Here is a 19,333-nt window from a genome sequence, read left to right as displayed (position 1 = left end):
CACTAATTACATAACACTTACTAAATCATACCAATCTTTAACCGACGACTTCAATTGATCGAAAGTGCCAGAGTTATCAATACACCAATCAGACAGTCGTGCTTTTACTGGTTGTGCCCATTGAGCACCAATCATTTTACTAGCACGACTCATTGAAATATCATTTCTTCTAACTAACCGTTGCAGTTGAACAACTGGATCACACGTAATCATCAAATTAGCATCGGTTAAAATCTGAAATCCATTTTCAAAAAGGGTGGGAGCATTTAAAATCACTAAACGTTGATCGTGTAACTTGTTTAGCCGAGTATTAACTTCACGAAAAAGGTATGGGTTAACAATTTGGACTAACTTTTTCATACCATCACGATTTGAAAAAACAATCTTACCCAAAACACCTCGATCAATTTGCCCGTTACTTTTAATCACTAAACTGCCAAACTGCTCACTAATTTGATGAATTAACTCTTGATTATCCTGTTCTAACTCGTGTGTTATGGCATCTAAGTCTAATGTAGAAACCCCTAAAGTAACTAAATAATCACTTGCAGCTGATTTGCCGGTTGCAATTCCACCGGTTAATCCAATAACTTTACTCACTTAGATCACCATGAACTTTTTGACAATGAGGACAGAAACTAGTACCTCTTTGTGCAACCTTGATTTTTTCAATAGTAGTTCCACAACGCTCACACGGTTGTCCCTTTTTACCATAAACATGAAGATGATTTTGAAAGCTGCCCTCTTCACCAAAGGCATTTTTATAAGTAAACACCGTTGTTCCATGACCCTTGATAGCTAACTGAATTTCTTTAATGATGTTTTCCCTTAAAGTCTCAATTTCCTGATCACTTAAATAGTTAGTAGCCTGTTCCGGATGAATTTTAGACAACCACAAACTTTCATCAGCATAAATATTCCCAATCCCAGCAATGTTAGATTGATCTAATAAAAATGCCTTAATTTTTCGGTGAGACTTATGCAATTGCTTCTTTAAATAATCAAACGTTAAATCTTTCTCAGTTGGCTCCGGTCCAATTTTGTTCAATCCTGACAAATCATAAACCTGAGAATCCTTAACTAAATTCATCTTTCCAAATTTTCTTGTGTCATTGTAACGAAGCTTTCGACCATCGCTTAAATGAAAAACAACGTAAGTATGTTTTTGATTCTCAGTACCCTCAGGTACCACATCATATTTACCTTCCATTCGTAAGTGAGAAACTAAAGTATAATCGTCACTTAGCCGGATTAAGAGGTATTTACCCCTCCGATCAATTTGTAAAATATCCTTACCAGCTAACAAATCTTCAAATTCTTTTACTGGTAAATTCAACATTTTTGGATACAAAGCATCCACGGAAACAATCTTTTTACCCTGTACAAGATTGGTTAACCCTCTTCTTATCGTTTCAACTTCAGGTAACTCAGGCATTCCTACACCCCATTATTTTTTTATATCATACCAATTTGGTCCGTAATGACTTTCAACTTTTAGCGGTACATCTAGATCAACCGCAGAATCCATAACACTTGGAACTAATTTTTCTAAAATTGGAATCTCTTCTTTTGGTGCTTCAAAGATTAGTTCATCATGAATTTGCAGTAACATTGTGGCCTTTAAACCGTGTTTCTTAAGTTCTTTTTGCATTCTGATCATTGCAACTTTAACAATATCGGCAGCACTTCCCTGAATGGGTGAGTTCATTGCCGTTCTTTCGGCAAACGAACGTTTCTGAAATTGCTTAGAATTAATATCCGGCAGGTAGCGTCGACGTTTCATGATGGTTTCAGCATACCCATGATCTTCGGCGAACTTAACGCTATCTTGGGTGTATTTTTTGACCCCTGGATATTCCTTAAAATATTTATCAATAAATGCTTGAGCCCGTTTTCGTGATATGCCAGTATTTTTAGCAAGTCCATAAGCACTAATTCCATAGACAATCCCAAAATTGACAGCTTTTGCTTGTCTTCTCAACTCGGGAGTAACATCCTCGTTGCTTGGAAGTTCAAATATCCGTCGTGCGGTCGCTGCATGAATATCTTCCCCATTTTTAAAAGCTTCCTGCATGTTCTTATCTCCAGAAATGGCAGCTAAGACACGTAATTCAACTTGAGAATAATCCGATGAAAATAATTGCCATCCCTTATGACGAGGAACAAACGCTTCACGAATTTTGCGACCTTCTTCAGTTCGAACTGGAATATTTTGAAGGTTTGGGTCAACCGAGGACAATCTTCCAGTTTGAGTTAAGGTCTGCAGATAACGGGTATGAACTTTATGATCACGAGAATAAATGTCTTTTTTGATTCCATCAATATAAGTTGAAATCAATTTTGACAGTTGCCTGTACGCCAGGACATTATCGACAATCGGATTCAGACCCGCAATTTTTTCTAACACATCAACCGACGTAGAGTACCCTGTTTTGGTTTTTTTCACAACTGGTAATTTCAACTTATCAAACAGGATTTCACCTAACTGCTTTGGTGACCCGATGTTGAATTCTTCTCCAGCCTCCTGATAAATCGACTGCTCAATTTCTGATAAATGCTCAGTAAATTTACTCTTCAATGCTTCGAGGGTATCTACGTCCACCGTAATTCCCTCAATCTCCATTGCACTTAGCACATAAGACAATGGAACTTCTATGTTACGGTACAAATCTAATTGATTGTGTTTCTTTAAATCATCAATCATTTTATCTTTTAAATCATTAATTGCCAATGCTTTCCTGACAATGTGAGCAAAAAAAGTCTCATCATTTTCTGGCAACTGTTTTTTCTTTCCAGTTCCATAAACCTCACTATCCGGTTTAACCCCATAATATCCGTGCCGATTAGCCACTTTGGCCAAGTCATTACTATTATCAAGGGTATTCAGTAAATATGAAGCTAATAACATGTCAAAATCAACGTTATTTAACTGAATATGTTCGCGATTGGCAGCCACAATTTGCGCTTTAGCATCGAAAACATTTTTTTTAATATCGTGATTTTCTAAAATGCCTTTTATTTTCGGATCATCTAAAAGATCAATATCCTTACTTACAAACCAATGATCCTTATCCCCAATAACAAAACCAACAAATGGAGCAGTATGGTAATTTTCATCCAACATTTCAATGTTAAAGACAACATCTTCTGACAAGTGATCTAACTCGGCTAAATTGTCTTTATTTAAAATCGTATATTTAACATCTGGAAGTTTCTCAGCCGACTGACTCTCTGATCCTTCCATTTCCTTTAAAAAGGATTTCATGTTCATTTTCTTATAAAAATCAACTAACTTATCATTATCGGGACCATCATACTTTAAATCTGATAATGAAATTGTGAGGGGAGCATTGCAGTCAATGGTGGCTAATTTTTTAGACAAAAATGCCTGGTCTTTATCCTTAATCAAATGCTCTTTCAATTTTTTACCAGAAACTTCATCGATATGATTATAAAGATTATCAATACTATCAAATTTTTGAATTAACTTGATCGCGGTCTTTGGACCAACTTTTTCAACACCCGGATAGTTATCCGAGTTGTCTCCCTGAAGACCCTTTACGTCAATAATCTGTCTAGGAGTAATTCCCATCGTCTCTTTTACAAAGTCTGGCGTGTATTTCTCAATTTCACTCACACCCTTCTTCGAAATCGCAACGGTAACTTTATCCGAACAAAGTTGGGTAAGATCACGGTCTCCCGTTATGATAGTAACTTGATAGCCGTCATCAGCCGCTTTCTTTGAAAGCGTCCCAATAATATCGTCAGCTTCATAGTTTTTTAATTCATAGGTTTTAATTCCCCGATCATGGAGCAAATCCATTACAAACGGGAATTGTTCACGTAATTCGTTGGGCATTTTTGCCCGTCCGGCTTTATAATCTTCGTACATTTTGGTTCTAAAGGTTGTTTTACCTGCATCAAAAGCGGCAAGAGCTGACGTTGGCTGAACATCCTTTAAAATGTCATCTAGCATTCGATTAAAACCATAGATCGCACTGGTGTGCAATCCGTCTTCATTGGTAAAACGTTCCAAGGAAGTAAATAACGCAAAGAATGCTTTATACGTTAAAGAATTTCCGTCAATTAATAATAATTTCTTGTCTGCCATAAAATTCTCCTTTAGAATTAATTACTATTATTTTAACACTTATAATCAGTTCAATTGCGAAAAAAAACATGGTCAATCGACCATGTTTTTTTATTAATCTCGATTATTTCCAAAAATACCAAAGACCTCAAGAAGAAATGTAAATAGGTTTAGAAAATCAAGATACAACTGAAGTGCACCAGAAATTGCAAGTCCGTTTACATTAATGTTACCAGAGTACTGCATGTACATTTTCTTTAAGTTTTGTGTATCAGTAGCACTCAACGCAGTAAAAATAATGATCCCAACGGCTGAAATAAATAACTCAATCCATGGATTTCTCAAGAATAAGTTAATTACCATCGCAATAATTAAAGCAATTAATGCTGCAAACAATTGCGTGCTTAACTTGGTTAAATCTCTGTGAGTAGTGAAACCAATCGCACTCATTACCAAGAAAATACTAGCACTGGATACTAGCGCTGCTCCAATGGTACCAAGATTAAAGGCAATGAAAATGTAACTAAGTGAAAGCCCTGTTAAAACCGAGAAAACCAATAATCCGATAAAGCTTAACGTCGGATTACTTTGTGCAAATCCCGAAATCACAAAGGAAATTATGAACCAAACGATTAAAATTACTAATCCTGAGGCTCCACTACTGATGTTTGGCATAAAAACACTACTTAAATACGCAGAAATAGCAGAAATTAAAACCGCAATTCCCATAATCCCATATACTTTGGTAAAAAACGCGTTGAGTCCAGCATTATCGCCAACTACCCGACGACCACTTTCTCCATCAAAATTATTCATTTTTATTCTCCTTTAATTAACCTTCTTACTTAAATGACTTAACAATTCCTCGTAGGCTCTTTCGTACTTTTGAATATCTCCAGCACCCATAAATATTACCACGGCATCGTGATATTGCAACAGTGGAGACATGTTTTCTTCCTCAATTAAGCCACCATCTTTGGTAATTTTATTAACCAAATCCTCGCTCTTAACGTGTCCCGACTTTTCTCTTGGAGAACTATAAATTTTAGTAACGTATACCTTATCTGCTTTGCTTAACGTTTTAGCAAAGTCATCAAGATAGGCAATCGTTCGACTAAAAGTATGGGGTTGAAAAACAGCAATGATCTCCTTATTGGGATATTCTTGTCTAGCGGCATCTAAAGTGGCCTTAATCTCAGAGGGATGATGTGCGTAATCATCAATAATTGTCATATCGCCAACTTTAACTTGAGAAAAACGACGCTTAACCCCCTTGAAAGTTTGAAGTTCACGTCTGATTTCGTCCAAATTAACGTCTTCAAAATATGCAACGGCAATTACCGCCAAAGAATTTAAGACATTGTGTTCTCCATACAAAGGAATACTGAATTCCCCTAGGTCCTTTCCGTCATATTTAACGTGAAAAGTCGATCCAGCAGTTGTTCGCTTAATATCCACCGCCTGAAAATCGTCATCATCACTAGTTCCATAGTAATAAATTGGAACTGAAGCTTTTAACTTCCGTAAATTCTGATCATCGCCCCAAGCAAAAATAGCCTTTTTAACCTGGTTTGCAAAGGTTTGAAAAGCGTCAAAAACGTCCTCAATTCCGGTATAGTAATCCGGATGATCAAAATCAATGTTAGTCATAATGGCATAATCCGGATAAGTTGCCAGAAAATGGCGGCGATACTCGTCGGCCTCATAGACAAAGAAACGCGCATCAGTGGTTCCTTTCCCAGATCCATCACCAATCAGATAATCAGTTGGTGCGATCCCGCCTAATACGTGAGAAAGTAGTCCAGTGGTACTGGTTTTTCCGTGAGCACCACATACTCCGATGCTCGTGTATCCCTCAATTAATTCTTCCAAGAAATCAGGATAACTATAAATTTTTAGTCCTAACTCTTCGGCTCTTTCAATCTCCGGATGCGTATCAGGGAAAGAATTCCCTTTAATAATCGTCATTCCCTTTTTAATATTATCAGGATTGAATGGTTCAATCTTAATTCCAGCATTTTCTAATCCTTGCTGAGTAAAGGTGTATTTTTCAATGTCAGAACCCATGACCTTACAACCGCGATCATGGAGAATAAGTGCCATCGCACTCATCCCAGTACCCTTAATTCCTACAAAAAAATAAGTAGTGTCTTTATTTATGTTAGTCATTTAGTTGGAATTCCCCTTTTTATTGTCTGGTTTAATAATACCAATTAAAGTAATGAAAATCTAAAAATTTAAATATTCAATTTAGCAAGTTCATTTTTCGTCAAATAAACATCTCGCGGTTTAGATCCATGCTCACCTGAAATAAAATTATTTTGCTCCAAATCATCAATAATACTTGCAGCACGATTGTATCCAATGGAAAACACTCGTTGCAATTTTGAAGTTGAAATTCCATCTTCGTCTGCAATATAACTCAAAACTGATTTCCACAAGTCATCATGTTGTTGAGCTTGTTCTGCACTTTTAAGCAATGATTTGGGCTGAAACTCGTACTTTGGTGTTTCCTGACTTCGAACTTGATCACAAACTCGCTCAACTTCTTGGTTAGTAACAAAAGCACTCTGAAGTCGCACTGGTTGACTGGCACCACTACCCAGATAAAGCATATCTCCCTTACCAAGTAGTCGTTCAGCTCCGCTTTGATCAATGATTGTTCTTGAATCAATCTGGCTTGACACCATAAAGGCAATTCGTGTTGGAATATTATTCTTAATGGTCCCAGTTACAATATCAACGCTCGGTCTTTGAGTAGCAACAATCAAGTGAATCCCAGCTGCCCGAGCTTTTTGTGTAATCCTAACAATATAATCTTGGACTTCTGTTGATGCAACCATCATCAGATCAGCAAGTTCATCAATCACAACTAGGATTTGAGGCAACTTATCCGCATCACGGCCATTTTTATGTGCCGCTTGATTATACTGAGTTAAGTTTCTTACCCCAGCAGCAGCTAATCGCTCATAACGGTTGTCCATTTCCTCAGTAACCCATTTTAAAGCAGCGGAAGCCTCTTTCGGATCTGAAACAACCGGAGTTAACAAATGTGGAATCCCATTATATGGCGCTAATTCAACCGCCTTAGGATCAATTAAAATCATCCTTAAATCACGAGGCGAATTGCGATACAACAATGAAACAAGCAAACTGTTTATGAACACACTCTTTCCAGATCCCGTTGCACCAGCAATCAAAGCATGTGGCATTTTTTGAATATCGGCAGTCTTAGAAGCGCCACCAATACTCATCCCTAATGCTACTTCTAACGGTGAATGACTAGATTCAAATTCATTTGAATCTAGAATCTCTGAAAGCATCACTGGTCTAGGCTTTGGATTAGGAATCTCGATTCCAACCGTCGACTTACCAGGAATTGGAGCCTCGATTCTAATATCTTTGGCTGCTAGGGCCATCTTTAAATCATCAGTTAGGTTAGTGATTTTGCTTACTTTAACACCAAGTTCCAACTTAACTTGAAATTGAGTAACGGTCGGTCCATCGGTCCAATCGACTACGTGACCATGAACCCCAAACGCCCTTAATGTATCATCAAGTGTTTTAACTTGCTTTTCAATCCATTCACTCAAACCATCATCAGAAGTCGAAATTGGTGGATTAAGCAGGTCACGACGAGGAAATTGATAATTAGTCTGACCCTCCTGATTGCTTGAAGTGTCAGCCAAATGCCTATGATTCGTTGTGGTTTCACTTTTTGAATCAGTAAGCTCGTTAGCAGGTTGAAGAAGTGCTTTTCCCTCATCTTGACACTTATCAGTACTATCAATTGGAGAAGACGTCTTCTCGTTATCGCTTCTTTCATCAGGTTCTTTTAACTTATCTTGTGGATCCGATTCACTTAAAGTGGGATTACTTGATACCGTACCTGATGCGTTTTGATCATCATTATCTTCTCTATCATCACTAAACAAAGCTAGATTAGCCGCTAAGCCACTCTCCTCTTTAAAGATATCTGCGAGCGAGTGGCCTAATTCACGTTTACTGGCTGAAGATTCTTTATCATCTTCAGAGTTATCCACAGGCTTAGAGTTATCCACAATGTTTTCATTCTTATTTACATTTTCTTTAACAATTGGTTGAACGTCATTTTCCCATAAATCTAGATCATCAGCTGGAACGGCAGTTGGATCTTTAGGATTTAGATAAAGAATAAAATCATCATCATTCTTCTCCAATTCAACGGCTGCATCTTGATATGGTTTTCCGACTGACTGATGAACGGAATAGAAATTACTATTTTGGTTACGGGAACGCGGAGTAAATTCTTTTGTTCTTTCCACTAAGGAATTTCGGGACTCAACATAGTGCTTTTTATCATCTTTAAATCGCAACTGAAATCCGCTCTGATACTTTGGTTGATAACGAGACTGATAGACTGATTGTTTAACATTAGAATCGTCACTACGGATAATTTCTTGATTTGATTTTTTTGTTGTTCTATGAAAATCATTGATTTTTTTATCGCTACTCTTAAAGGGAACTTTCCCATTAAAGTATTTACGATAAAATGCCGGTCCATCATAATGTTCCAATTTAATCACCCTTAAAGAATTATGTATAAAAAAACGAATAGAAACTATTCGTCAAAAAGATTTTTTGCTTTATCAAAATCAAATGGTTGCCCAACTTCATAAGAATCGGGTAAAACTAAAGCTCCTGGTTTATCGGGTGCATTAGGAATGTCTAATTCTCTCCCAGAACAAATCATTCCATCACTTTTTACCCCACGAAGCTCTCCTGGCCAAATAATCTGTCCATTTGGCATCATGGCTCCAACTTCCGCTACGACAACTTTGATTCCCGGTCTCATATTGGGAGACCCACTAACAAGTTGCAGCATTTCCCCATTCTGGACTTTTGTTTGAGTTATGTGAAGATGATCAGACTTCGGATGATCTTCCATTTTTTCAACGTAGCCAACCACAAACTTTGGTTCGGTACTAGTAGGTAAGAAAGTTTTAAACCCAGCCTCTTTCAACGCATCATTTAAAACTTCAACATCGTTACTTGAAAGATCAACTTTTCCATTCTCTGATTTTAAGTTCCCTAAAATCTCACTGGCATTGAAAAAATTATAGCCAACTACGTGTCCCTTCTTATCTTTAATCTGAACAATATCATTTGATTTTGATATTTTCTGTGGTTCCGATCCTTCTCCAAGAATGACAACCAAAACATCACCCATTTGGCTTGGATTATAACTTGCGATCATCAAATTTAGCTCACCTCCGAATTTATTGTGGAAGAGATTTAATAAAATCTTCTACTTGTTCCTTGGTTTTTCGATCTTTATTAACCAAACGACCAGTCTCAATCCCATTATCAAAGGCAACGAAGCTTGGAATTCCAAAAATGTTCATTTCCTTAGCTAAATCGATATTTTCATCCCGATCAACTGCAATAAAGTCATAGTTTGGAAAATCTTTTACAATTTCTGGCATAACAGGCTTGATAAACGCACAATCTGGACACCATGTGGCAGAGAAAAATAGGATGTACTTTCCATGCTTAATTTTTTGCTTTAATTCGTTAAGATTCATTACTGGTAATTGTTCCATCGTATCCCTCCTAAACATTAATATTATAACCCACTCGTATTAAAAATGTTATATAATAAATTCAACAAATTCAATCGAAGGGATGCTTTTTATTATCATAAAACACAAACTAGCTTTTATTACTGGATCCGTAATTGCGGGAGTTTCGCTGTATTCACTTATTAAATTCAAGCAAGAACGCGACCAAGATCGGGTTAGACGTCACTTGTCCGATACATTAAGCAAAAAGTTTGATAATAGTGAGTTGTATGGTTACTGGATCGACTTTAACCAAAACGAAGATGGCCAGTTCCTTGGCGGAATCAACATTTTAGACGATGATAACCATGACATTAAATCATATGGATTTACATTCGATTTGACCACAAATAACCTCGATAACGTTCAACTTTTAAACACAAAGTCGATTAGTTAATCAACAAATTGGGCTACAATCTTATAGATTGGGCCCTTTTCTTTAAATTTCTCTTCATATTCAGTTTCTACATTATCTTTAGCAGCATCGCTAGCATGCAAGTCAAGATTAACGGATTCAAACTTCATCCCAAAATTATTTAAACTAACCAACGAATACTCAAATAATCCACGATTATCAGTTTTAAACTCCAGTTTAGCTTGGTCAGGTAGCACGTCTTGATAACTCTTAAGAAAACGCGGCGAGGTAAGTCGCCGTTTTGTATGTCGTTTCTTTGGCCAGGGATCAGAAAAGTTTAGAAAAATTTTTGAAACCTCACACTTTTTAAAAATGGTGTTCACAAGACCGCCATCAGTATGAATCAATTGAACGTTATCTAAACGACTATTTACGACTTTTTTTAGTGCCATTGCAATTACTGACTTTTGAATTTCAATCCCAATAAAATTAATATTGGGATTTTTTTCTGCCATTTCAGTAATAAATTTTCCTTTACCACAACCAATTTCGACATAAATTGGGGCGTCTCTAGAAAAACGTGTTTCCCACTTTCCCATGTATTTTTCTGGATCATCAACAATTAATTCAGGATGATCTAAAATAAATTGATTTGCCCAGGGCTTATTTCTAACTCTCATCATTTAACCTCAGTTTCTAATTTGTTTAACTTTTTTATTTAAATAGGGAATCGTTAAGACATATCCCTCAACAATCCAAATTACCATCGTTATTAAGATTACAGGAACCGACATCCGGGCGATTAACATTGCAATCAGGAGGATAAAGCATTCAAACAAAAGTAAAATTTGAACGATCTGTCGAAAATCCGTCAGCTGGATCTTCTGACTAACCGGATAAATATGGGTAAACACATTACTTTCAAAATGCTCATAAAATGGGATTAACTGAAATCCGACTAAATAAACAAAAATAATTGTCATTAACGAAACAATAATTTGATTAGGAATAATCAATACCAAAATAACGGCAATAATTATTAAGCGAAAGTATAGTGAACCTGGTCCACTATCTCTTAATAATGATCGAAGATACAAATTCGAATAGACGTGACCTTGATCTTTTTTTAACAACTTAAAAATTGGATCCAAGTATTTTCTGCGGTGAATCCGACCTGAAAGTTCAGGGACTTCGGTGAATAAACTATAAAAGTGATAAATCCGATTCATACGAGAATCTTCATGTTCAATTGCATAATTCCAGTTTAAGATCTTATTTTTGGTTAGAATAGCGACATACATTAACAATGCAGCCACAACTAATGCTAATAGTGCAGCTATAAAAACATTAAAGTACAATGCTAATACCAGAATAATAAGGGGGATAACCCACTCAGTTACACCGGCTAATACTACATGTCGATTTAACTGAAAATAGAGTTTGATTACTTGATATGACATCCAACCGGTTTTCAAAAGCAAAATTACGATTAACAACCCGATTAACTCTGAAATTGTCCATCCAATCGAAACACTTAAAAATGGCATTAGTACAAACCACGTTACTAAATCAATCAGCAATGCCATAAACAAACTATAGAGAAATGCTCCCTTAAAGTAACCAGCAAATTGGTATTCCTTAGGGGCCATAAAAACCTTATCAGCGGACTTGATTAAAGTTGCCAATCCACCAAGTTGAAGCACCACTAGTAAAATCAAAATCGCAATCGGGCGCTCCCACCATAAATTGCCTGATAATTGCTTTAAAAATCCAGAGTAAGCGTAGCCAAGGCCACCCACAAAGAACATAATCGCAATCACAAAAAAATCGTTAAAAACATATTTAAGGTATTTAGTCATTTCGATTAAATGATTGCTTAACCTTTTTTGGAAAATCCTATTCATTTTTATCATCCCTTGCTAAAGACAGATAAATATCTGAAAGTGACTTCCCATCATTTGGATACTCTTTTCTAATCTGTTCCATCGTTCCTTCCGTTTGAATCTCACCTTTGTTAATTAACACAAAACGATCACAATACTTTTCTGCGGTATCAAGAACATGAGTCGACATTAAAATACTGGCACCCTTACTCTTCTTTTCTTCAATCAACTGCAAAAGATCATCGACCGCGAGCGGATCGAGACCTAAAAATGGTTCATCAATTACATAAAGCGACGCATTAGTAATGAACGCACAAACAATCATCACTTTCTGACGCATTCCCTTTGAAAAGTTGGCAGGAAACCAATCAAGTCGTTTATCCAACCGAAAAGTCTTAAGTAAATGATTAGCTTTCTCCCACGCTACTTGTTTATCCAAATTATAAGCCATGATAGTAGTATCAATGTGTTCTTTTAAAGTTAATTCTTTGTATAATACTGGCATTTCCGGAATATATGCAATTTGTTGTTTGTATTTTTCAATGTTTTGACCAATCTGCAAACCATTGACTTTAACGGTTCCAGTAAATGGCTTCATGAGTCCAATAATATGATTAATGGTAGTTGACTTCCCAGCACCATTTAAACCAATTAAAGAAACTAATTCGCCATCATTAACATCAAAAGTCTCATTTTTTAAGACTGGCACACTAGAGTAGCCACCAGTCAAGTCTTCTACTTGCAAACTCATATTTACCCTTCATTTCTTTTCATTATTATAATCAGTATACCATAATTGCTTGCTATCACTTATTATGCAGGTAATGTTAGTGTATAATTGGATTAACTTGAAGGGAGAGATTTATATGACTGATTACGATCCAAATTGCGTTTTTTGTAAAATTGTCAAGGGTGAAATCCCTAGTTATAAAGTTTATGAAGATGACGAAATTCTTGCATTTTTAGATATTTCCCAAACAACTCCAGGCCACACTCTGGTGATTCCTAAAAAACATATTCAGGATATTTTTCATTTTGACTCAGCTACAGCTAGTAAAGTATTTGCGAAAGTACCAGAAATTGCACGTGCGGTCAAAAATTCTAACCCAAACATCAAGGGAATGAATATTGTCAATGATAACGGGAAAATTGCCTATCAATCTGTTCCACATGCTCACTTTCATTTAATTCCCCGCTACAGTGTGGATGATACTTTTTCAATTAACTTTTCTGATAATTCTAAAGAATATGACGAAACTAAATACCAAGAAGTTGCCGATTCAATTACCAAACAATTGGGGGATTAACTCATGAAAAAAAAGACCGCTTGCTTAGTTAGTGCCGGAATAATAGTTGGTGTTTCTGTTACGGGTCTACTACTTTTAAAAAGGAAGTCTAATCCCACAGATAACGTAACCACTGCCGACCTTAAAAACATTTTTCATTCAGCTAGTTCAGTTAAACAAAATTTAAACCAATTCACAAAAGCTTTAAATGATGCAAAACCAATAATAGATGGTCTTAATCGTGACGTACAGGAAGCCCAATTTCAGCTAAAGCCTAGAATTGATCTTTTATCTAACGAAATAAATAACATTTAATTTCAATTAAATTATTCGACCAAATATTAATTTGCATCAAATATATGTTATATTAAAAATAAATGGAGTACTGAATGTCTTGAGTACTTTAATATTTTGAAGAAATGGATGTGCTAATATATGAAGAAAAAATGGCTCGTTGGAGTTGCAGGATTACTTTTAAGTGTTTCACTAGTTGCCTGTGGTAGTAAAACAGTTGCTACTACTAGTGGTGGTAAAATTACAGAAAGTCAATATTACAATAGTATGAAGAAGACCCCACAGGGTAAAACAGTTCTCCAAACTATGATTTTGAACAAAGTTCTTAACAAAGAATATGGTAATAAAGTCAAATCATCTCAAGTTGATGACCAATTTAACCAATACAAGTCACAATATGGTTCTCAATTTAAAACCCTTCTCAGTCAACAAGGTTTAACTGAGAAAAGTTTAAAAGAACAAATCAAAGATAATCTTCTGTTAAAGCAAGCTGTGATTGCTAACACAAGTTTCTCTGACAAAGATTTGCAAAACCAATTCAAGAAATATCAACCTAAAGTAACCGTTAATGAGATTACCACCAAAAATCAAGGTGACGCTGAAAAAGTAATTTCTGGCTTAGAAAACGGTCAAAAATTCTCTGACTTAGCCAAGAAGTACTCAACTGATGCTAACAAGAAAGACGGCGGCAAGATGGCTCCATTCGATAATATGGATCCAAGTCTTGACAATAACTTCAAAAATGCTGCCTTTAAACTCAAAAATGGTGAATACACCAAAGAACCTGTCAAAACTAAAGCTGGATACCAAGTAATCCAAATGGTCAACCACCCTTCCAAGGGTAAATATCAGGATCACAAAGCTGAATTAAAAGACCAGTTGGCAACTGAACGCATGAGCGATAGTAATGTCTTACACGCTGTCGTTTCAAAAGTTCTTAAAGATGGAGATGTAAAGATCCAAGACAAAGACTTACAAAACATCTTGGCTGATTACACATCAACTCCAAAACCAATGAAATAATCAATCACAAAAAGAAAATGGTCAGTAACTTAAAAGTTACTGACCATTTTCTTTTTTATCAGGTTTATAAAACTTATTTCGATCCATTCCAAAAATTCGTTTACTAAATGATCCTGCTTCCGTATCATTTAAAGCCCCAGTAATCATGTTAATTGAAGCATCAAGTTCATCTAAATCATGGAGAATCTGTGCTTCCAGCAATTCAGGCGTAACCGTGGATCCATACTCCTTAATCCCATGATGTGAGAGCACCATATGTCTTAAAAGTAATAAATCTTCAGAATGCTGATCGATTTTTAGTTGGTCAGCAGCTTCAACAATTTCCCCATCAATAATACTGATATGTCCTAACAGATCACCTTCACTAGTATAAGATGTCGAAACAGGTCCTGACAGCTCAGTAGTCTTGCCTAAATCATGAAGGATGGCACCTGCATACAGAAGTGAAGAATTAACTTGTGGATAGAGCTTAGCGACTTCCTTGGCCAGCTTCAAAATCGAAATGGTGTGAAATGCTAATCCGCCTGCATAAGCATGATGATTCGATTTAGCTGCCGGAAAAGTAAAGAATTCATCCTGGTGCTTTTTAAGAAGTACCCGAACAATTCGATTCCACGTTGGATTAATAATTTCGAAAATTGTCTGACCAATATATTCTTCCATCTCGGAACGAGTCATTTGAGCATGTTGCATAAACTTAGATGGATCACTGGGTTCACCAGATTCTGTTTGTCGAAGATGATTAATCTTAATTTGTGGACTTCCCTGGTAAGCTTCCCGTTTGCCATTAATGTGAACGACCTGCCCAGCTTTAAAAGTCTTTACATCCTCATTACTGGCACCCCAAAGTTTTCCACCGATCTCTCCGGAATTATCTTCAAAAACAAACGAAATGAATTGTTTTCCGTTATTAGCAATTCTAGTATCGGCCGACTTAACCAATACAAACGCATCGATTTCTTCATCCATTTGATATTCTTTCAATTTTTTGCTCATTTGACTCCACCTCCATTACTTTAATTCAATTAAATGATCGCCACTTACATCATGTCTAATTCGATCATCAGCCGTAAAATAAATCACCTGCGTGCTTTTAGCCAAAGCTTTCATTAATTCAATTGCCTTATCAGTTCTAAAGTGATCAAAGTCAGCAAAACCATCATCAATCATAATTGGCATCGGATATTCATCACTAAAAGCCAACGTTAACGCAAAAACCAACGATAAGTATAACTGCTGCATGGTTCCTTTTGAAAGTTCCTCAACCTTGAACTTAACCCCATCAGAGTTAACAACCGTAATACTTCTCTTATTATAATCAATTTTACTATAATGACCATCCGTTAGTGTTTCAAAGAATTTAGCTGCATCCTTTCTAACTTTAGGAATTCTTCCACTACTAGCGGCATCGAGTACTTTTTCAATCCACTGATTAGTTAACTGGTAAACCAACCACTTTTGAACCAATTCGTTAACTTTAGTATCCATACTGGCCAATTCCTGGGTCAATGAATCAAGCGTCCCATCTTTTTCCATGTGATTAATTTGCACGTTAAGTTGCGCCAACCGATCAGATTGATCGGAAAAATCTGCGTCCAACTGTCCAATTTGTTTCTGAAGATCATTAATCAAGTTTTTTAACTGATTAACATTATCGTATTTTTGTAATCTTTCAACAATTGTTTGATCAAGTGAGTTTTCTAACTCCATTTTACGTTTGTTTTTATCCGTAGCGATCCGCTGCTCATCGTATAATTTTTTAAAATCACTACTACTTGCAACGTTTCGTTCCCTTAGGAAATGGTCAAGCCGATCACTTACTTCTTTCAACTGCTCACGATGGCGATCAACCATTGAAGTTAAACTACTCAATTCATGGCTCACCTGTTCTGCATTTCGCTTTTGATCATTTACATTTGAGATGAACTGTTTAATTTTACTTAATGCTACCATTTCATTATCGGAATCACTTAAACCAATTTTACTGGAAGCAAAATTCCAACGATCGAGGTAACTCTCAACCTTCTCATTCATTGTCTTTTGGTTTCCAATGAAATTCTGTAAACTATCACGATCTAAGTCACGTCGTTTAATGGAGTTTTGTAAAGCACTTGTCCATTGGTTAAATGGAATACTCTGGATGTGATGCTCGTTTCCCATTTGACCCAACTCTTGCTCAATCTGAGTCAATTTTCGCTTTAAATGGTCAGTATCATTCTCCTCTTTAACTGGTTGGTTCGATTTTTGCACATAACGATAAATGCCAAAACCAATACACAATAACCCAATGACCACCAAAATAGGAAGAGTTACTCCACCCATAAAAATTCCAATTCCAATAATTATTAGACCAACCGCATCAGCAATTAATGATAACGAATTATCTCCGCTCTCATTTGTGGGCATCGCATGAACCTGATAGTTTATTTGTGCTTTTACATTTTGATACTCATCTATTAAGGTCGATATTTTGTCAATCTCATCATCATTAAACGGAATACTTTCACTTCCACCAGCATCAAATTCATCATTAGCCAAACGAGTCTGATATGTTTTGATATCATGATCAAGCTGTTCAATCCGTCTGACCTGTTGGATTTGGCCGTCCAGTTCTAAATATAAATTACGAATTAAATCAGCATTATCATTGTAAAATTTCAAATCAGAATTGGATTCCTGATGCGTATTCTTAAAATCAATAATGTTTTGTTCATCATTCTTAATATCTAATTGAATATTACTAATCTTATTTTGGATGTCTTGAAATGTTTCAAAGTCATGCTCAGAAAAGCCGTGTTTAACCGCTAATTTATCGTCTTGTAATTGTCTTAATTGAGCATATTTATCCCAGTTCGCTAAATCTTGATTAACCTGATTTAATCGCTCAGAAAATTTATTTCTTTTATTGCGATTCTGAGTCTTTTTTTCTTGTTCTTTTTTAGCTTGAATGGTCAATTCATGGTACTTGGGATATTCATTACTGGCTTCATGTACTTTCGCGTTCAATCTTTCTCGATCAACTAAAAGTCGGTTTAACTCAGGCTTTTTACCAGTCGGCTTATAGATCTTACCACCATTTTCCTGATTTTCGTCCTCTAGTTCAATCCAGTTATCAATCCCTACGACCCCAACACGCTGTATTCGTTTTGACAATTCTTCACGATTTAATCTCGAAATATCATTTAAATCAACGTTGCCAAAATAAAACAGGTTATCATATGATTCCCGATTGATTGGACCTAAAATTTTATCCAAAATTCCAGCAGGTAATTCATTTTTATTTTGATCAAAAACGGTTAATAACCCACCATTTTTACCTTCATTTCTTTGAACAAGATAAGTAGTTCCATTTTGTTCAACCGTTAAACGACCACCCATTTTATAGTCATCTTTGGGAGTGAAGTCTCGCTTACTCCGACTGTCCCGAAAGCCAAATAAAACATCTTTAATGAAATTTAAGAGGGTTGTTTTTCCAGCCTCGTTTCTTCCATAAATAACCTGGAACCCACTAAAGTTCAGTGTTAAATTATGAAGTTTTCCAAAGCCGAATACTTCAACTTTTTTAATCCTCATCCTTCACGTTCCCTTTCGTTTTACTAGTAATTAAATTCATACTTTCATCAAGTAATTTAGAGATGGCTTCATCACTTAAAAAGTTGTCACGAATGTAAGAGTGCTTAAAAAGCTTCTTCGCCAAATTTTTAAGGTTTTCTTCATTATAAACTTCATGCTTAGTGTCATCCCAGAATTTCTGATCTAGATCATTAAATTTCATCCCAGAATTATCAACAACGTCAATTTCATAAACCCAAGCATTAAATCGTTCAAAATCATATTGTAACTTTTCCTTAACCCGGTCGAGCAATTCTTCTGATGAAAAATTGGCTTCTTCATTCATATTTAACTTCACGCTCAACAAATTAAGCTTAGAAAAATCACTCGACTCAATTTTTTCCATAATTTGATTAACGACCGCTTCTTCTGAGTCAGCTCCCCGTAAATTCATTGAAAGATTTGACCAAATGAGCGGACAGGTGGGTTCAAACTGAACGTTTAAACCTCCATTAGTCTCATCACTGACTAATAAGTACCCCTTTTCACCCATTTCATTTTTATGACGGCCCTGGATATTTCCCGGATATTCAATTAAAGGATGATGACCTAACTGCTGACGCTTATGAATATGCCCTAATGCCCAATAATCATATCCCAAATTTTCCATTTCGTTAATGGTAAACGGTGCATACTGTGAGTCGTTGCCACCCTTAATAGCACCGTGAACCATCCCAATTTGGTAGTCAGCGTTTGAACGTTCTGGAAATCCAGAGATAATATCATCTGAAATATTCCTAGTAGCGTAACTAAAACCTGTAATAGCAACTGTTCTTCCGTCTTTAAGAGTCAATGTGTGCGTCGTCACTTCTTTGGGAAATACGTAAACATTAGCCGGAAAATTGAAATTTTTGGCACCTTCACTTTGATAATCATGATTACCAAACGAAAGAAGTACAGGAATATCATGTTCATCCAATCGTTCTAACTGTTTAATCAAAAAACTAATGGCTTTGACACTTTGGTGACTACTGTCAAACAAATCTCCCACTAGCAAAACAAAATCAACATCATCTAAAATGGCATCATCAATAATCTTCTTTAATGAATTGAATGGAGCCTCGTGCAAAATGTCCCACAGCTTACTCGGAGTGGTAGCATCCTCTCTGATTCCTAAAAACGGACTATCCAAATGTAAATCTGCCGCATGAATAAACTTCATTATAATTTCTCCCATACAAAAAAATCGG

The 19,333-nt window shown here is 36.0% G+C and carries 18 protein-coding genes; 4 read left to right on the top strand and 14 right to left on the bottom strand.

Annotated elements, in window-relative coordinates; genetic code table 11:
* Positions 1 to 6: 6 nt before the first annotated feature.
* The 8 genes from coaE to AC6UC9_RS02255 form a co-directional block, all read right to left on the bottom strand.
* Positions 7 to 600: a dephospho-CoA kinase gene (gene coaE, locus AC6UC9_RS02290; protein ID WP_500701028.1), complete on the bottom strand. Its 594-nt coding sequence runs from the start codon at positions 598 to 600 to the stop codon at positions 7 to 9.
* Positions 593 to 1,435 (bottom strand): DNA-formamidopyrimidine glycosylase, encoded by an 843-nt coding sequence (gene mutM, locus AC6UC9_RS02285; RefSeq protein ID WP_500695718.1) that lies wholly within the window; start codon positions 1,433 to 1,435, stop codon positions 593 to 595. The genes coaE and mutM overlap by 8 nt, the downstream gene beginning before the upstream one ends.
* A 12-nt stretch (positions 1,436 to 1,447) precedes the next feature.
* A complete protein-coding gene (gene polA, locus AC6UC9_RS02280; RefSeq protein ID WP_500701027.1) occupies positions 1,448 to 4,111 on the bottom strand; it encodes a DNA polymerase I in 2,664 nt (887 codons plus the stop codon).
* 93 nt (positions 4,112 to 4,204) lie between these two features.
* Positions 4,205 to 4,906 (bottom strand): Bax inhibitor-1/YccA family protein, encoded by a 702-nt coding sequence (locus AC6UC9_RS02275; protein ID WP_500693657.1) that lies wholly within the window; start codon positions 4,904 to 4,906, stop codon positions 4,205 to 4,207.
* Between the two features lie 12 nt (positions 4,907 to 4,918).
* Complete coding sequence (murC, locus tag AC6UC9_RS02270; RefSeq protein WP_500693956.1) at positions 4,919 to 6,250, bottom strand: UDP-N-acetylmuramate--L-alanine ligase; 1,332 nt, start codon at positions 6,248 to 6,250, stop codon at positions 4,919 to 4,921.
* A 77-nt stretch (positions 6,251 to 6,327) separates the two neighbouring features.
* A complete protein-coding gene (locus AC6UC9_RS02265) occupies positions 6,328 to 8,646 on the bottom strand; it encodes a DNA translocase FtsK (RefSeq protein WP_500701026.1) in 2,319 nt (772 codons plus the stop codon).
* Between the two features lie 44 nt (positions 8,647 to 8,690).
* Positions 8,691 to 9,329 (bottom strand): YtpR family tRNA-binding protein, encoded by a 639-nt coding sequence (gene ytpR, locus AC6UC9_RS02260; protein ID WP_500693655.1) that lies wholly within the window; start codon positions 9,327 to 9,329, stop codon positions 8,691 to 8,693.
* Between the two features lie 19 nt (positions 9,330 to 9,348).
* A complete protein-coding gene (locus AC6UC9_RS02255; protein WP_500699529.1) occupies positions 9,349 to 9,672 on the bottom strand; it encodes a thioredoxin family protein in 324 nt (107 codons plus the stop codon).
* Positions 9,673 to 9,754: 82 nt separating this feature from the next.
* Between AC6UC9_RS02255 and AC6UC9_RS02250 the strand changes: the two genes are divergently transcribed.
* Positions 9,755 to 10,087 (top strand): hypothetical protein, encoded by a 333-nt coding sequence (locus AC6UC9_RS02250; RefSeq protein WP_500693653.1) that lies wholly within the window; start codon positions 9,755 to 9,757, stop codon positions 10,085 to 10,087.
* Here AC6UC9_RS02250 and trmB read toward each other — a convergent pair.
* Genes trmB through AC6UC9_RS02235 form a run of 3 tightly spaced genes read right to left on the bottom strand, consistent with a single transcriptional unit; the run spans position 10,084 to position 12,679 of the window.
* Positions 10,084 to 10,725 (bottom strand): tRNA (guanosine(46)-N7)-methyltransferase TrmB, encoded by a 642-nt coding sequence (gene trmB / locus AC6UC9_RS02245; RefSeq protein ID WP_500701187.1) that lies wholly within the window; start codon positions 10,723 to 10,725, stop codon positions 10,084 to 10,086. The genes AC6UC9_RS02250 and trmB overlap by 4 nt on opposite strands.
* 9 nt (positions 10,726 to 10,734) lie before the next feature.
* Complete coding sequence (locus tag AC6UC9_RS02240; protein ID WP_500701025.1) at positions 10,735 to 11,949, bottom strand: ABC transporter permease; 1,215 nt, start codon at positions 11,947 to 11,949, stop codon at positions 10,735 to 10,737.
* Positions 11,942 to 12,679, bottom strand: a complete 738-nt coding sequence (locus AC6UC9_RS02235) for an ABC transporter ATP-binding protein (protein WP_500701024.1) — start codon at positions 12,677 to 12,679, stop codon at positions 11,942 to 11,944. The genes AC6UC9_RS02240 and AC6UC9_RS02235 overlap by 8 nt, the downstream gene beginning before the upstream one ends.
* Positions 12,680 to 12,794: 115 nt before the next feature.
* Here AC6UC9_RS02235 and AC6UC9_RS02230 point away from each other — a divergent pair, with 115 nt between their 5' ends.
* From AC6UC9_RS02230 to AC6UC9_RS02220, 3 genes are all read left to right on the top strand, one after another.
* A complete protein-coding gene (locus tag AC6UC9_RS02230; protein ID WP_500701023.1) occupies positions 12,795 to 13,235 on the top strand; it encodes an HIT family protein in 441 nt (146 codons plus the stop codon).
* A 3-nt stretch (positions 13,236 to 13,238) separates the two neighbouring features.
* Positions 13,239 to 13,529: a hypothetical protein gene (locus tag AC6UC9_RS02225; protein ID WP_500693648.1), complete on the top strand. Its 291-nt coding sequence runs from the start codon at positions 13,239 to 13,241 to the stop codon at positions 13,527 to 13,529.
* Between the two features lie 120 nt (positions 13,530 to 13,649).
* Positions 13,650 to 14,531: a peptidylprolyl isomerase gene (locus AC6UC9_RS02220; RefSeq protein ID WP_500695727.1), complete on the top strand. Its 882-nt coding sequence runs from the start codon at positions 13,650 to 13,652 to the stop codon at positions 14,529 to 14,531.
* Positions 14,532 to 14,567: 36 nt separating this feature from the next.
* On the opposite strand, the gene AC6UC9_RS02215 is transcribed toward AC6UC9_RS02220, so the two are convergent.
* The 3 genes from AC6UC9_RS02215 to AC6UC9_RS02205 are packed head-to-tail and all read right to left on the bottom strand — an operon-like array spanning position 14,568 to position 19,305.
* Complete coding sequence (locus tag AC6UC9_RS02215) at positions 14,568 to 15,527, bottom strand: 3'-5' exoribonuclease YhaM family protein (RefSeq protein ID WP_500701022.1); 960 nt, start codon at positions 15,525 to 15,527, stop codon at positions 14,568 to 14,570.
* A gap of 15 nt (positions 15,528 to 15,542) precedes the next feature.
* Positions 15,543 to 18,104: an AAA family ATPase gene (locus AC6UC9_RS02210; protein WP_500701021.1), complete on the bottom strand. Its 2,562-nt coding sequence runs from the start codon at positions 18,102 to 18,104 to the stop codon at positions 15,543 to 15,545.
* Positions 18,094 to 19,305: a metallophosphoesterase family protein gene (locus tag AC6UC9_RS02205; protein ID WP_500701020.1), complete on the bottom strand. Its 1,212-nt coding sequence runs from the start codon at positions 19,303 to 19,305 to the stop codon at positions 18,094 to 18,096. The genes AC6UC9_RS02210 and AC6UC9_RS02205 overlap by 11 nt, the downstream gene beginning before the upstream one ends.
* Between the last annotated feature and the right edge of the window lie 28 nt (positions 19,306 to 19,333).

This window comes from Fructilactobacillus sp. X7R4C1, from assembly GCF_059901115.1.
Note: the sequence above shows the minus strand (reverse complement) of the source record. Positions and strands in the feature narration are given on the sequence as shown.

Bases quoted from the DNA above. Each gene is read 5' to 3' on its own strand.
- AC6UC9_RS02210 (WP_500701021.1), bottom strand. From the start codon at position 18,104: ATGAGGATTAAAAAAGTTGAAGTATTCGGCTTTGGAAAACTTCATAAT.
- mutM (WP_500695718.1), bottom strand. From the start codon at position 1,435: ATGCCTGAGTTACCTGAAGTTGAAACGATAAGAAGAGGGTTAACCAAT.
- trmB (WP_500701187.1), bottom strand. From the start codon at position 10,725: ATGAGAGTTAGAAATAAGCCCTGGGCAAATCAATTTATTTTAGATCAT.
- AC6UC9_RS02220 (WP_500695727.1), top strand. From the start codon at position 13,650: ATGAAGAAAAAATGGCTCGTTGGAGTTGCAGGATTACTTTTAAGTGTT.
- AC6UC9_RS02250 (WP_500693653.1), top strand. From the start codon at position 9,755: ATGCTTTTTATTATCATAAAACACAAACTAGCTTTTATTACTGGATCC.
- AC6UC9_RS02235 (WP_500701024.1), bottom strand. From the start codon at position 12,679: ATGAGTTTGCAAGTAGAAGACTTGACTGGTGGCTACTCTAGTGTGCCA.
- AC6UC9_RS02225 (WP_500693648.1), top strand. From the start codon at position 13,239: ATGAAAAAAAAGACCGCTTGCTTAGTTAGTGCCGGAATAATAGTTGGT.
- AC6UC9_RS02230 (WP_500701023.1), top strand. From the start codon at position 12,795: ATGACTGATTACGATCCAAATTGCGTTTTTTGTAAAATTGTCAAGGGT.
- AC6UC9_RS02275 (WP_500693657.1), bottom strand. From the start codon at position 4,906: ATGAATAATTTTGATGGAGAAAGTGGTCGTCGGGTAGTTGGCGATAAT.
- AC6UC9_RS02240 (WP_500701025.1), bottom strand. From the start codon at position 11,949: ATGAATAGGATTTTCCAAAAAAGGTTAAGCAATCATTTAATCGAAATG.
- AC6UC9_RS02215 (WP_500701022.1), bottom strand. From the start codon at position 15,527: ATGAGCAAAAAATTGAAAGAATATCAAATGGATGAAGAAATCGATGCG.
- polA (WP_500701027.1), bottom strand. From the start codon at position 4,111: ATGGCAGACAAGAAATTATTATTAATTGACGGAAATTCTTTAACGTAT.
- AC6UC9_RS02255 (WP_500699529.1), bottom strand. From the start codon at position 9,672: ATGGAACAATTACCAGTAATGAATCTTAACGAATTAAAGCAAAAAATT.
- AC6UC9_RS02205 (WP_500701020.1), bottom strand. From the start codon at position 19,305: ATGAAGTTTATTCATGCGGCAGATTTACATTTGGATAGTCCGTTTTTA.